Source organism: Corallococcus carmarthensis (assembly GCF_003611695.1).
In the GTDB taxonomy this organism is placed as follows: domain Bacteria; phylum Myxococcota; class Myxococcia; order Myxococcales; family Myxococcaceae; genus Corallococcus; species Corallococcus carmarthensis.
This window is the reverse complement of the sequence record NZ_RAWE01000263.1, coordinates 1-12426: the sequence shown is the minus strand read 5'-3', so window position 1 is coordinate 12426 and position 12426 is coordinate 1. Positions and strand designations below refer to the sequence as shown.

General features: G+C 70.5%; 7 protein-coding genes and 1 pseudogene. 3 read left to right on the top strand and 5 right to left on the bottom strand.

The features are described 5' to 3' along the window. From D7X32_RS39205 to acnA, 3 genes and pseudogenes are all read left to right on the top strand, one after another. Positions 1–1037 (top strand): annotated as a pseudogene (locus D7X32_RS39205) (FHA domain-containing protein); the annotation flags it as partial. Positions 1038–1138: 101 nt separating this feature from the next. Further along, positions 1139–2407: a phospholipase D-like domain-containing protein gene (locus D7X32_RS39200; RefSeq protein ID WP_120607635.1), complete on the top strand. Its 1269-nt coding sequence runs from the start codon at positions 1139–1141 to the stop codon at positions 2405–2407. 128 nt (positions 2408–2535) lie between these two features. Next, positions 2536–5271, top strand: a complete 2736-nt coding sequence (gene acnA / locus D7X32_RS39195) for an aconitate hydratase AcnA (protein ID WP_120607634.1) — start codon at positions 2536–2538, stop codon at positions 5269–5271. Between the two features lie 78 nt (positions 5272–5349). Here the strand turns inward: acnA and D7X32_RS39190 are convergent, their stop codons facing one another. Genes D7X32_RS39190 through D7X32_RS39170 form a run of 5 tightly spaced genes read right to left on the bottom strand, consistent with a single transcriptional unit; the run spans position 5350 to position 12406 of the window. Continuing rightward, positions 5350–5772 carry an HD domain-containing protein gene (locus D7X32_RS39190; protein ID WP_120607633.1) on the bottom strand — a complete coding sequence of 141 codons (423 nt, stop codon included), beginning with the start codon at positions 5770–5772 and terminating at the stop codon, positions 5350–5352. A gap of 31 nt (positions 5773–5803) precedes the next feature. Continuing rightward, positions 5804–6442, bottom strand: coding sequence for a hypothetical protein (locus D7X32_RS39185; protein WP_120607632.1), 639 nt, complete (start codon positions 6440–6442; stop codon positions 5804–5806). Between the two features lie 26 nt (positions 6443–6468). Continuing rightward, positions 6469–7572 carry a PilW family protein gene (locus D7X32_RS39180; RefSeq protein ID WP_120607631.1) on the bottom strand — a complete coding sequence of 368 codons (1104 nt, stop codon included), beginning with the start codon at positions 7570–7572 and terminating at the stop codon, positions 6469–6471. Then, a complete protein-coding gene (locus tag D7X32_RS39175; protein WP_120607630.1) occupies positions 7569–8168 on the bottom strand; it encodes a PulJ/GspJ family protein in 600 nt (199 codons plus the stop codon). The genes D7X32_RS39180 and D7X32_RS39175 overlap by 4 nt, the downstream gene beginning before the upstream one ends. Next, entirely contained in the window at positions 8165–12406 is a 4242-nt protein-coding gene (locus tag D7X32_RS39170) for a pilus assembly protein (protein WP_120607629.1), read from the bottom strand. Before D7X32_RS39170 ends, D7X32_RS39175 begins: the two co-directional genes overlap by 4 nt. Positions 12407–12426: the final 20 nt, after the last annotated feature.

The following is a 12426-nucleotide window of genomic DNA, read 5'->3' as shown; positions in this document are numbered from 1 at the left end:
GCGTGCGGGCCACCGCGCGCCGCACCGGCTCGCAGTCGTCCCGCGCGGTGGCCCGCACGCCGCGCGCCGGTGCCTCCAGCGGCGGCGGACTGTCCGCGGCCGAGCGCGCCCGCATCCGCCGTGAGACGCCGGGCCTGGTGGCCAACCTGCGCCTGTTCTGGGCGGAGGCGAACTCCAAGGTCCGCGCGGGCGTGATGGCCGGCGGCGGCGTGGTGGTGCTGGGCCTCTTCGCCCTCATGTACTGGCTGGTGCTGGGCGGCGAGACCCAGGTGCAGAAGGGCGAGGAGCCCGTGCGCCTGTCCAACCAGCCCATCAACGACTCCTTCGGCCTGGGCGACGGCGTCACCTGGAACCGGCCGGACATGAAGGTCTTCGAGTGGGAGTTCGTCGCCGCGACGCGCGCGGTGGTCATCCTCCACTACCAGGCCCAGGGCATCTCCAAGGACGAGGTGGTGGTGAGCGTCAACGGCGTGGACGTGGGCAAGGTGCCCCCGGACACGATGGCCAGCCAGGAGCGCTCGCTGGAGCTGATGATCCCGCCCCAGCAGCTGCGCAAGGGCGAGCCCAACCGCATCATCTTCGACAACACCCGCAACCCGCCGGGCGAGGACACCTGGCGCGTGTGGAACGTCTGGGTGGAGCGCGCGCTGCTGCCCGAGCAGCTCTCCACGCAGCAGCTGGTGCAGACGGCCAGCGAGTCCTTCAAGAAGGGCCGCAAGAACTTCGACACGCCGGACATCGGCGCGCGCAACCGCTACGAGGCGTGGAAGTCCTTCCGCGAGGCCTGGCTGATGCTGGAGGCCCACCCGGACCCCAAGCCGGACCTCTACTTCGAGGCCCAGGAGGCCATGAAGCGCGCCCAGCAGGAGCTGGACCGCACCTGCTCCAAGCTGCTGCTGGAGGTGGAGGGCTACTACAACCAGGGCCACTTCAAGCAGGCCGCCTCCACGCTGGACCACATGCGCGAGTACTTCCCCGAGTACGACCAGCCGTGCGCCACGCGCGCGGAGAACAAGCGCGCCGAGTACCAGCTGTAGCGCCCGCCGTCGCTTAACGGACGGTGCAACCCCGCCAGGGAGGCGGGCGGAGCCCGTCCGGGTTGCCCATCCCTCCCCCCATTCCCACCCTCAGTGGGGTGATGCGTGAGCGGGTGGGGGAGGGGCAGACGGAAGGACTGGTGCCTGCGGCGCCGAGGCCGGCGCGTTCGCCGGGGCCGGTGCCGGAGCACGGTCCGGTGTGGAGCGCCGGGGTGTCCCGGCGCCTGCTCGCCCGCTACTACCTGCCGCGGCGCCACCCCACCCTCCAGGGCAATGCGTGCCGCCTGCTGCGCGACGGCGTGGAGGCCTACCCGGAGATGCTGGAGGCCATCCGCCGCGCGCGCCGCTCCATCCGCCTGGAGACGTACATGTTCGTCACCGACGCGGTGGGCGAGCTCTTCGGCCAGGCGCTGGCGGAGGCCGCCGAGCGCGGCGTGCACGTGAAGGTGCTCTACGACGCGGTGGGTTCGTGGACCAGCCGCAGGAGCTTCTTCGAGGGCCTGCGCCAGCGCGGCGTGGATGTGCGGGCCTTCAAGCCCTTCAGCCTCCAGCGCGGGCTGCGCCACCTGCTGCGCCGGGACCACCGGAAGATATTGGTGGTGGACGGCACGGTGGCCTTCACGGGCGGGGTGAACATCGCGGCGCACTGGGCCCCGGAGGGGCAGGGCGTGGCGTGGCGCGACGACGTGCTCAAGATTGAAGGCCCCGCGGTGCACGAGCTGGAGCGGCGCTTCCTGGCCACGTGGCGGATGATGTTCCGCGACCGCCTGAGCCGCCTTCGCCGGCGGATCCGCGGCGGGGCCCACGCGCTGGAGGCCCCTCCCCGCAAGGGCGACGTGGGCCTGGCGGTGCTGTCCAGCCGCCGCAGCATCCACCGCGCCTACCTGCACGCCATCCAGCGCGCCCGGGCCAGCGTGCTCATCGCCGCGGGCTACTTCGTGCCGGACCGGCGCATGGTGGCCGCGCTCAAGGACGCGGCGAAGCGCGGCGTGGAGGTGAGCCTGCTGCTCAACGGGGGCAAGAGCGACCACCCCTTCCTCGAGCATGCGACGCGCGCCTTCTACGAGCCGCTGATGGACGCCGGCATCCGCATCTTCGAGTGGCGCCGGGGCGTGCTGCACGCCAAGACGGCCGTCGTGGACGGCGTGTGGGGCACCATCGGGTCGTTCAACCTGGAACGGTTGTCCCTGGCCTTCAACCACGAGGTCAACGCCGTCTTCGCGGACCCCCGGCTGGGGCGCGACCTGGAGGACTCGTTCCGCCTGGATTGCGGCAACTGCCGCGAGGTGGATCTGGCCGAGTTCCGCCGCCGGCCCCTCTGGCAGAAGGCCGTGGAGCGCGTGCTGTACTTCTTCCGCAAGGCGCTCTGAGCGGGCTTGTAAGCCCCGGGTCGGAGCCAACCGTCCACCGCCTTCAACGCGGTGCAGGAACCCTTTGCATGCCGGGGGGGACACGCCTAGAAGTTGCGTCATTCCGGCACGGAAGGACGGCAACGCACATGACGGACAGTTTCGGCACCAAGGCCCAGCTCAAGGTGGGCTCGGCCACCTACGACTATTTCAGCCTGGCCACGCTGGCGAAGGCGCACCCGGCGGTCAACCGCCTCCCGTTCTCGCTCAAGGTGCTGCTGGAGAACCTGCTGCGCAACGAGGACGGCCGCGTCGTCAAGCGCGAGCACATCGAGAAGATGCTCGCCTGGGACCCCAAGGCCGCCCCGGAGACCGAAATCTCCTTCCACCCCGCGCGCGTGCTGCTCCAGGACTTCACCGGCGTGCCCGCCGTCGTGGACATGGCCGCCATGCGTGAAGCGCTCGCCGCCATGGGCGGTGACCCGGCGAAGATCAACCCGCGCAACCCGGCGGACCTGGTCATCGACCACTCGGTGCAGATCGACTCGTTCGCCACCACCGCGGCCTTCAAGGAGAACGCGGAGCTGGAGTTCGAGCGCAACCGCGAGCGCTACGCGTTCCTGCGCTGGGGCCAGAGCGCGTTCAAGGGCTTTGGCGTGGTGCCGCCGGACATCGGCATCTGCCACCAGGTGAACCTGGAGTTCCTGGCGCAGGTGACGTTCCGCCAGGGCAGCACCGTGTACCCGGACACGCTGGTGGGCACGGACAGCCACACCACGATGATCAACGGCCTGGGCGTCGTGGGCTGGGGCGTGGGCGGCATCGAGGCGGAGGCCGCGCTGCTGGGCCAGCCCATCACGATGCTGATTCCGCAGGTGGTGGGCTTCAAGCTCACCGGCAAGCTGCCCGCGGGCGCCACGGCCACGGACCTGGTGCTCACCGTCACGCAGATGCTCCGCAAGAAGGGCGTCGTCGGCAAGTTCGTGGAGTTCTACGGCGAGGGCCTGAAGGCGCTGTCGCTGCCGGACCGCGCCACCATCGCGAACATGGCTCCGGAGTACGGCGCCACCATCGGCTTCTTCCCGGTGGACGAGGAGAGCTGCAACTACCTGCGCTTCACCGGCCGCCCGGATGACGTGGTGGCGCTGACGGAGGCGTACGCGAAGGAGCAGGGCCTGTGGCTCAACGCCGGCGCCCAGGAGCCTCTCTTCAGCGACACGCTGGCGCTGGACCTGGCCGCCGTGGTGCCCAGCCTGGCGGGCCCCAAGCGTCCGCAGGACCGCGTGCCCCTGAAGGACATGAAGGCCGGGTACGAGGCGTCGCTCGTGGAGATGCTGTCCGCCGGCAAGAGCAAGGGCGAGGACGACGAGGGCCCCAAGGGCGGCGCGAAGGCCCCCGCGGCCCCGGTGCCCCCGGAGCGGCTGGCCCAGTCCGTCACCGTGAAGGCGGGCAAGCAGAGCTACCAGGTGGGCCATGGCGCGGTGGTCATCGCGTCCATCACCTCCTGCACCAACACCTCCAACCCGGCCGTGCTGGTGGCCGCGGGCATCCTGGCGAAGAAGGCCGTGGAGAAGGGCCTCAAGCCGCAGCCCTGGGTGAAGACGTCCCTGGCCCCGGGCAGCCGCGTGGTGACCGAGTACCTGCGCGACGCGGGCCTGCTGCCCTACCTGGAGGCCGTGGGCTTCCACGTCGTGGGCTACGGCTGCACCACCTGCATCGGCAACTCCGGCCCGCTGCCGGAGCAGGTGTCCAACGCGGTGGTGGAGGGCGACCTGGTGGTGGCGGCGGTGCTGTCCGGCAACCGCAACTTCGAGGGCCGCATCAACCCGCACGTGCGCATGAACTACCTGGCGAGCCCCCCGCTCGTGGTGGCGTACGCGCTGGCCGGCGAAGTGGGCCGCGACCTGGACAACGAGCCGCTGGGCACGGACCCCAACGGCAAGCCGGTGTTCCTCAAGGACATCTGGCCGTCCAACGAGGAGATCAAGGAGACCATCCGCACGGCCGTGAAGCCGGAGCAGTTCCGCAGCCAGTACGCGAACGCCATGGACGGCGACACGCTCTGGCAGCAGCTCCAGGTGAGCAAGGGCTCCACGTTCAAGTGGGATGAGAAGTCCACCTACGTGCGCAAGCCGCCCTTCTTCGAGAACCTCCCGAAGGAGCCCAAGGCGGTGCAGGACATCAAGGGCGCGCGCGTGCTGGCGCTCCTGGGTGACTCCGTCACGACGGACCACATCTCCCCCGCGGGCAACATCGCCAAGACGAGCCCCGCCGCGAAGTACCTCATGGCGGAGGGCGTGGAGCCCAAGGACTTCAACTCCTACGGCGCGCGCCGCGGCAACCACGAGGTGATGGTGCGCGGCACCTTCGCCAACATCCGCCTGAAGAACCTGCTGGTTCCCGGCGTGGAGGGTGGCGTCACGGTGCACATCCCCACGCGTGAGCGGATGAGCATCTACGACGCGTCCATGAAGTACCAGGCGGACGGCACGGCCCTGGTGGTGCTGGCGGGCGCCGAGTACGGCACGGGCTCCAGCCGCGACTGGGCGGCCAAGGGCACGCAGCTGTTGGGCGTGAAGGCCGTCATCGCCAAGAGCTTCGAGCGCATCCACCGCTCCAACCTCGTGGGCATGGGCGTGCTGCCCCTGCAGTTCGAGGCGGGCCAGGACGCGCAGTCGCTGGGCCTCACCGGCCATGAGACGTTCGAAATCACCGGCATCGCGGAGGGGCTCGCGCCGCAGAAGAAGCTCACCGTGAAGGCCACCGGTGAGAACGGCACCCGCGAGTTCACGGCGCTGTGCCGCATCGATACGCCGAACGAGCTCGACTACTACCGCAACGGCGGCATCCTCCAGTTCGTGCTCCGCCAGCTCGCCAAGGCGTAAGGCAGGCAGCACGACGCTGGTGGTTCGCGGCCCGGCCGCCCTCGCTTCATCGGAGGGTCGCCGGGCCGTCGTCTTTCCCTACTCCGCGCGCAGGCGCGTCCAGGCGGCCACGTAGCGCGACAGGCGCTCGGCGTCCTTGGGGGTGACGTCCTTCAGCCGGCGCACGTCCATGTTGTCCTCCAGGTCCGCCAGCTTCACGCGGCGGGCCAGGGGGTGGGGCCGCAGCCGTTCGATGAAGGCCTCGTAGCTTTCGCCCTCGCGCTTCGTCAGGCAGTCCAGGGCGGACAGCACGTCCTCCGGGTAGCCCAGGCCGCGCAGGCGCTCCAGCGTGTAGGGCGTGTCCTCCACCACGTCGTGGAGGATGGCCACGGTGCGCTCCGCGTCGGAGGCCAGGCGCAGCATCACGCGCAGGGGGTGGAGGATGTAGGGCTGTCCTGCCTTGTCGCGCTGACCCTGGTGTGCGGCCACCGCCAGGGCGATGGCGTCTTCGAGCGTGGGCATGGGGTGAAGCTTCGCACGCCCGGCGGACGGCTCAACGGTTCAGGTTGCCGGAGCCCGTGCCGCCCGCCGTCTGCGCCGTGTAGGCGTGGCCGCCGCCGTTGTACTGGAGGATGCCCTCCACGGCGAGCGCGTTGGGGTCCAGCTGGTTGGTGTCACCCCGGCGCGGAATCATCGTCTCGCTGATGCAGATGGCGCCCACCACCACCTGCTGATCATTGTCGCGGTTCCACTCGGGGGTGAGCGGCTTGAACTCGTCCTCGTTGTCCCGGATGTAGAGGTACACGTCGTCCTTGCCGTCGCCGTCCAGGTCCGCGAACAGCGCGGCGTTGGCCGTCTTGATGGGCGCACGGCCGGCGGCGGTGCGCGGGTTGGCGGGCGCCGGGTTGGTGGGCGAGGCGATGGGGTCGTAGACGGAGGGGGCGTTCAGGAATGTGTTCCACTGGGCGTAGTTGCGGCCGAAGTAGCCGCGCGCCAGTTGCAGGCCGCTCTCCGCGCAGCCCTGCCGCTGGCCCGCGCGGCTGGAGGTCACCGCGCGCGTGCGCTCGCTGCTGGCGTAGGCCATCACGCCCGCCACCAGCCCCAGGAGCACGGTGATGAGCAGCACGACGAGCAGCAGCGTGGCGCCGCGGGTGGCGCGGCGGGCTCGGAACGAAAGGCGCGGGGACGACATGGCGGAAGGCCTCACGGAAGACGGACTCACAGGCTGGCCGAGGCCAGGTTGGGCAACTCCGCCCGGCGCGAGAAGAGGCTGCGGAAGTAGCCGTCCGCGGGGACGGTGGCCGGGGTGTGGTTCTCCACGGAGAGGGGCAGGTCCTCGGAGAGGACGGCCTCGTTCCGCGTGTCGCGCCGGGGCGTGCGGCCGGTGGCCACCACGCTGACGCGCACCGAGCGCAGGCCCGGCGTGAACTCGGGCTTGAGGCCGTGCTGGAAGTCGTAGCGGGTGGGGTCACCGGTGTTCGTGGCGTCGATGCCGAAGGCCACCTGGAAGTCCTCCACGTAGTCCTGCACCACCACCGGGTCACCCATGTCCATGAAGGGGCGCCCGGACACGTCGCTGGCGGGCTTGCCCTCCGCGCGCATCAGCGCCTTGCGGCCGTTGTTCGCGTTCGTCCCGATGAAGAAGTGCAGGAGCCGCACGGGGTACACCAGGTCGCCGCGCTGGAAGCCGCCCTTGTGGGGCGCGTTGGAGAAGCCCGGCACGGCGGTCTCCTGGTAGTTCACCGTGGCCGTGGGCGGGGTGCTCGTCACCGACGTCTGGGTGAGCAGCGCGGCGCTCTTCATGTTGCTGGCCACCAGCATGGGGTTGGCGGGCGCGGCGCCGCTGGGCGCTCCCACGCAGTTGACCTGCAGGGCGCCGGTGCCCGGCTTCACCACCGTCATCGCCGCGCCCGGCGCGCAGTTGCGGCCCAGGTAGTTGCGGTCCGGCACCACCAGCCACAGGTCGTCGCTGCCGTTCGTGCCCGGCACGTTGCCGGTCGTCGTCGCGGCGAGCACGCCCGTGCCCGCGCCGTCCCCGCCGAAGAGGGGGTTGATGCGCAGGGGCGTTCCGCTGGACACCACCCAGAGGCCCTCGGACATGCCCGCGCCGGCCTGGCGCACCGCCGACAGCAGCGTCTCTCCCGCGAGCCGCGCGTTGTCATGGCTGTCCGCCACGTGCTCCGTGTTGTGCACCACGCGCCCGCCCGCCAGCAGCAGGGCCGTGGCCGCGGCGAGGATGATGGTGGCGAGCGCCGCGGCGATCATCGTCTCCAGCAGCGTCATGCCGCGCGGCTTCGACGGGCTCTTCGAGCAGCGCTTCATTGGACGAACACCTCGTGGTGCACGGTGGCGCGCTCCCGGTTGTCGTTCTTGCGGTACGCGCGCGTCCAGAAGGTGAAGGGCAGGGACCCGGCGGGCACCATCGCCTGCGCCGCGGGCGGCAGGTCCTTGGGCAGCCCCTTCGTCACCAGGATTTCGCGGCAGTAGACGTCGCGGGGCAGCACCGTGTCCGGGGTGGAGGCATTGCAGGCCGTGCCCGCGGGCACGTCCAGCGCCGGCTCCACCTGGCCCGTGGGGCGCACGCGGAAGTAGGCGCCGGTGCCCACGTCGCCCGCCTGCGGCGCGCTGGGGTCCAGCTGCCAGGGCGTCGTGCCCAGGGCCACATCCGGAGGGAAGAGGGCGGGCCGCGGGACGGCCTGGTTCGCCAGCTCCACCTTGGACGCGAGCCACAGCCGCTGCACGCGCGCCTCCAGCAGCATGCGCCGGCCCTGGAGCACCTGGCCGTCCTTCACGTCGCGGGTGGCGGCCACCATGCCCAGCACGGCGCCCACGGCGGCCAGCGCCAGGATGCTCATGGAGATGAGCACCTCCAGGATGCCGCTGCCCCGGCGGGAGGCGGAAGAGGAAAGGGCTCTCATTCGAGGAACCTCTGGCTCCAGTTGAGGAGCTGGTAGAGCACGCCGTTCTCGCCGTCCACGGAGTCCTTCGTGTTGGGGCTGGAGGCCCCGGTGTTGCTCGCGTTGTCGATGCGCGTGACGCGCAGGGCGCTCACCTCCGCGCCCACGACGTAGTCCTGGGACGTGCCGCCGCTGTCGCGGTGGTAGACGGCCACGCCGCCGTAGTTGGCCAGCGACGCGCCGCTCATGGGCTGGATGCCCGCCTGCGTGGCCGCCGTGTTGCCCAGGTCGATGCTGTACGTGCGGCCGCGGACGGAGGCGCTCAGCAGCATGGGGTCGTTCACGGACTCCTCCGCGGTGCTGAAGTACGCGGTGCGCCCGGCGATGGTGATGTTGCCGTAGACGTGTTCAGGCGCGGCGAAGACGAGCGGGAAGGGCGCGGGCTCCTGGAGCACGCCGTAGGTGTTCTCCTCCGTGTGGGCCAGGTTCGCGTTGATGAGCGAGCCGTCCAGCCGCTTGCCGTCCATGCCCAGCGGCAGCCGCAGGCCGGCGTTCAGGAGCAGCGCGTGGAAGCGGCCTCCCACCGTGTCCGGGACCCAGTCCATGCCGGCGGTGCCCACCAGGGCCACCACCTCGCCCTTGAACTGCCCGAAGGCGGAGGTGGCCGCCGCGTCGCGCGGAATGCGCGCCAGGCCCACGTTGGTGCTGATGGGCTGGCTGGTGATGGGCAGCCCGCCGATGTTCATCGCCGTGTACTTGCAGGGCGTGGCGTCCGTGCACACGGGGCCCATGCGCGCCACGTTGACGTTCATGCCGGTGGACGCGTCCAGCTCCCAGAGCCGGCCTTCCATGTCGCCCACGTAGAGGCGCGCGGCGCCGCTCGAGTCCTGCGACACGGTGGGCGCGGCGGGCGCGCTGTTGTCCACGCTGCTGGTGTAGGCCTGCTGCCACTGCCACAGCTTCTGGCCGGTGGCCACGTCGATGGCGAACACCTGCACGCCCTTGGCGGGAGAGCCCGGAGAGCCCGGCACCGCCAGCGCGCCGGAGCTGCTGGAGGCGACGAAGACGGCGTACACGGGCTCCATGCCCAGCCGGCCCACGCCCACGGACAGCCCGCGCGAGCCGCCCAGGCCGCTGTAGTCATAGAGGCCGCTCGGCTGACGGCCGGGATCCGCGCGCGGCGGCAGCAGGAAGAGGCTGGCGTCCTCGTCCCAGCTGTACGTCCAGTCCGTGCCGCCCTGGCTTCTGTCCGCCAGCGCCACCGCCGAGTGCGGCGCGCTGGCGGTGGCGTAGTGGCTGCCCACCAGGTGCCACAGCAGCACGGGCTTGAGCGGGTTGGTGACGTCCAGGGCGAACAGGTCGCGCCCCGTCTGGCCCACGTTGGCGACCAGCACGGTGTGCCACTCGCGGCGGCCGGAGCCCACGAAGTCCGCGAACACGTCGAACACGGCGGGCGCGCTGTTCACCCGCGCGGTGTTGTTGCGCAGGCCCGCCAGCTGCGTGGCCGGCAGGAAGCTCCAGAGCTCCGTGCCCGGCTGCGGCAGCGAGCCGCCGCGGAAGCGCTGGGCGAAGTCCGTCTTGAAGCGCGCGCTGGCGTCCGGGTTGGGGAACTGGAGGCTCTCCGCCGGGCCGTCGTAGCGCGCGCCGCCGGAGACGTAGAAGGCGTGGACCTGGCCGTCCAGACCCGCCGCGTACGCCACCGTGGGCCGGGCGGCGGTGCGGTCCGGAATCTGGGGGCTGGCCGTCACGACGACGGGCGACGAGTGGATGAAGCCGCCCAGGTGCGCCTTGTTGTCCGCGTCGTCGTTGTTGCACTGGGTATTGGAGGGCTGGAGGATGGGCGTCTCGTTGGCGCCGTCGCGGCCGGACATCGTGGCGTAGCAGTAGCCGCGCACCCGCTGGAGCATCATCGCCACCGCGTTGAAGTCGTTGAGCAGGAACCCCTTGTTGAGCATCTCGTTCACCCCGCCGAAGTCGGGGCCGGCCAGCTGCTGCGAGTACTGCGTCGCCTGCTGCAGGTCGCAGATGCCGTCGCTGCCCTTGATGAAGTCGTAGCGGAAGGTGCCGTCGCGCGCCGTGGCGCGGCCGAGCTTCAGCACGTCCACGCAGCCGGGGTTGGGGGCCGTGCTGAAGCTCTTGTTGATGCGCGTGCCGGAGACCTCCTCCGGCTGCCAGCCCACCTGCAGCACCCCGTGCGGCGCGGTGCGGTTGACGCCCAGTGACGGGTTCACCGTCACCTCGCCGCCGAAGTAGGTGAAGAGGTTGCGGTCGCCGGGCGCGGGCATGCGCGCGTCCGCGTTCCACAGCGTGCCGTCCGACAGCGAGTTCTCCCCGGCGGACAGCGCATCCCCGCCAATGAGCGAGTGCGCGCGCAGCGTGCCCGGGTAGTAGGGGAACACCCAGTGCGAGCCCTGCGCGGGGGTGTACGTGTCCGCGCCCGGCGGGTAGCCCGTCACGGCGTTGTAGGAGGTCTTGAACAGCAGGGCGCGCGAGCCGTTGGTATCGCTGCCGTTGGTGTCGTCCAGCGCGACGGGCGCGGACACGGTGCGCTCGCTCTGCAGCGGTTCGCTTCCCAGGTTGAGCAGCGTGTTGAGCACGATGCGCGTGCCCGCGACGCTGTCCTTGAAGTCATGGCCCGCCAGGTAGACGATGGTCGCCTTCTGCGGATCATTGTCCTTCTGGTTGAAGGAGAAGAAGTCGTGGCCGCGGTGGTCGACATCCGCCGCCACGTGCACCGCGTTGTCGTACTGGTTGCCGGCGGCGTAGTTCTTCCAGCTCACCGCCAGCCGCCGCACGCCGTTCTTGAAGGTCGTGCGGTAGTTCTCCGTTTCACCCGGCACGTTGTTGAAGCGGAAGTCGCCCAGCTGGGAGAAGGGGTCGCCCGGGTTGGGGTAGATGATGCACTCGGGCCGGGGCGAGGACTCGTTGCGGTAGTCGGGGTCCGTGCAGTTGCGGCCGTCCCAGTGCTCGCCGTCATCGAGCTTGTTCTTCTCGAAGACGTTGTCGCCCTGGAAGCGCGACGAAGGCACCAGTGAGCCGTCCGGCCGCTCCGTGTGCTCGTAGGACCAGATGCTGGTGCACTCGGCGAACAGGCCGTTGCCGCGCTGGTTGGTGAAGTGCGAGATGTTGTTGAGGACGTTCTCCGCCTGGTTGACGGCGCCGTCGCCGTTGGACCGGTACTCGGAGCGGGTGCTGTTGCCAATCCGCCAGTGCGGCGCCCAGAACACGCGGTAGCGCGGGCGCTGGGTGGCGGGGTCCACGGCGTTGAGCAGGCCGTTGGTAAACGCGGAGGTGGAGATGAGGTCCGCGTTGGCGTGGAGCGAGTCGTAGATGAGGCCGGGCTGCCCGCCGTTGAGGGTGCAGCCGCTGGTGGTGCCCTGGGGGCAGCCTCCCGCGCCAGCGAAGTCCAGGCCCGCGTTGCGCAGGTAGTCGTCCAGCATGCCGCCCTTCACGAACGACTTGTCCACGGCGTTGTCGTCGTCCAGGTCCAGCAGGGCGATCTTCGGGGGCACGCGGTTCAGGCGCCGGCCAATGGGGGCGTTGAACTCGATGGTGGCCTGGTGCATGCGCACGTAGAAGCAGCCACTGCCATTGGTGAACGTGTCGCAGTTGCACGGCGTGCGGAACTTCTTCGGCGCGTCCGCCCCGGCGGAGGAGTTCAGGAAGTCGAGCGCGTTCTTCGCGTCCTTCGCGTCGATGATGAACGAGCCGCCCATGTACTGGGCGTCGCGGAAGCCACTGGCGGTGTTGAGCGTCGCGCGCGCGAAGTTCGGCCGCGCCTCGTTCGTGTTGGTGGCGAAGTTCTCCAGGTCGTCTTCGGGGAACAGGCCGCTGGCGGGCAGCGCCTGCAGGGGTGGCACCGGCACGACGGGCGCCGCGTCCGCGCGGGAGATGTGGAAGTCGCAGCCGTCGTTCCAGCTGGGGTCGTTCCACTGGCCGTTGTTCGGCGACGGCGGCAGGTGCTTGTTGGTGGGCACGCACCGGTTGGGCGACTGCTTCGTGTCGTCGATGGCCAGGTACACCGTCACCGGGTGGTTGGCGTTGAAGCCGCCGGCCTCGTTGGACTGCAGCAGGCGCCACACCAGGCCGTAGGCCGACAGGCTTCCACAGCCCTGCTGGAAGGTGGCCTGCTCCGGGATGATGAGCGCGCCCTGGCTGAAGGTGACGATGTCCGTGGCGGACGCCGGCAGCGCCGTCAGCAGCGCCAGGCCCAGCAGGATTCGCCGCGACGCGGAAGCTCTGGGGGAGAAGGGGGCCAAGGGTTCACCGGGGGTTGGGG

Coding starts and splice junctions, on each gene's coding strand:
- D7X32_RS39200 (WP_120607635.1), top strand. CDS start 1,139: ATGCGTGAGCGGGTGGGGGAGGGGCAGACGGAAGGACTGGTGCCTGCG.
- acnA (WP_120607634.1), top strand. CDS start 2,536: ATGACGGACAGTTTCGGCACCAAGGCCCAGCTCAAGGTGGGCTCGGCC.
- D7X32_RS39190 (WP_120607633.1), bottom strand. CDS start 5,772: ATGCCCACGCTCGAAGACGCCATCGCCCTGGCGGTGGCCGCACACCAG.
- D7X32_RS39185 (WP_120607632.1), bottom strand. CDS start 6,442: ATGTCGTCCCCGCGCCTTTCGTTCCGAGCCCGCCGCGCCACCCGCGGC.
- D7X32_RS39180 (WP_120607631.1), bottom strand. CDS start 7,572: ATGAAGCGCTGCTCGAAGAGCCCGTCGAAGCCGCGCGGCATGACGCTG.
- D7X32_RS39175 (WP_120607630.1), bottom strand. CDS start 8,168: ATGAGAGCCCTTTCCTCTTCCGCCTCCCGCCGGGGCAGCGGCATCCTG.